Annotated in this window: 1 protein-coding gene; it reads right to left on the bottom strand. The window is 59.2% G+C overall.

What is annotated here, in order from left to right; translation table 11 throughout:
* Window positions 1-168: 168 nt before the first annotated feature.
* Window positions 169-770: ABC transporter substrate-binding protein (locus tag CGR01S_RS16070; protein WP_042429722.1), on the bottom strand; the 602-nt coding region annotated here is incomplete at its 5' end.

Below are 770 nucleotides of genomic sequence, written 5' to 3'. Positions count from 1 at the left end.
TTGCCTCCAGTGGTAATGCCTGTCTATTGCACAGTTCGTGCCAGCATGCATGTATTTGATTTTCAATGGTGTTTTCAGGGACGACAGGACAGTTGACTGAAAACAGGACAATCAAATTGTCTTATTTTCAAACAAATGTCTGGGGATTTGTCAGGGTTAATACCAGTCTCAGCGCGCGGTGCGCACGGGCAGATCCATGTCCTGCGGCGGAATTTCGCGCACGAGCTTGAGATCGGCCATGGTGCCAGGGCGCGCGCCGTGCGCCACCCGGAAGTGGTACATGCTCTGCAGGGCCTGATGGTCTTCCTGGCGAAAGCGCATGAAGCCCTTGGGCGTATCGAACACCATGCCCTCCATGGTCTTGATGAGCTTGTTGGTGCTGGTGTCGCCATTGGTCGCCTTGAGGGCCGTGACCAGCGCCATGGCAGCGGAAAAACCGCCGGCGGTGAAGAAGTCCGGTGGCGCCTTGTAGCGGCCGTAATGGTTGGTCACCAGCCACAGGTTGGCCGGGTTGCGCGAGAAGCCGAAGTAGTAGTACGTCGCGCCCTCCATGCCCGGGAACTGGTTGTAGGCCACCATAGCGGGCAGGATGTTGCCGCCCGTGGCGATCTCGATGCCGTAGCGCTTCAGATCCAGGTCGGCGATCTTGAACGGGTTGCCCGCCCCCGCCCAGATGATGAAGATGATCTTGCGCCCCGGCTGGTCCTTGAGCTTGTCGATCAGGCGCTGCGCCCCGGCCGTGAAGTCCGTGGTGTTCGTCGGCAGGTACT

This window comes from Comamonas granuli NBRC 101663 (assembly GCF_000739995.1).
Classification (GTDB): domain Bacteria; phylum Pseudomonadota; class Gammaproteobacteria; order Burkholderiales; family Burkholderiaceae_C; genus Simplicispira; species Simplicispira granuli.
Note: the sequence above shows the minus strand (reverse complement) of the source record. Positions and strands in the feature narration are given on the sequence as shown.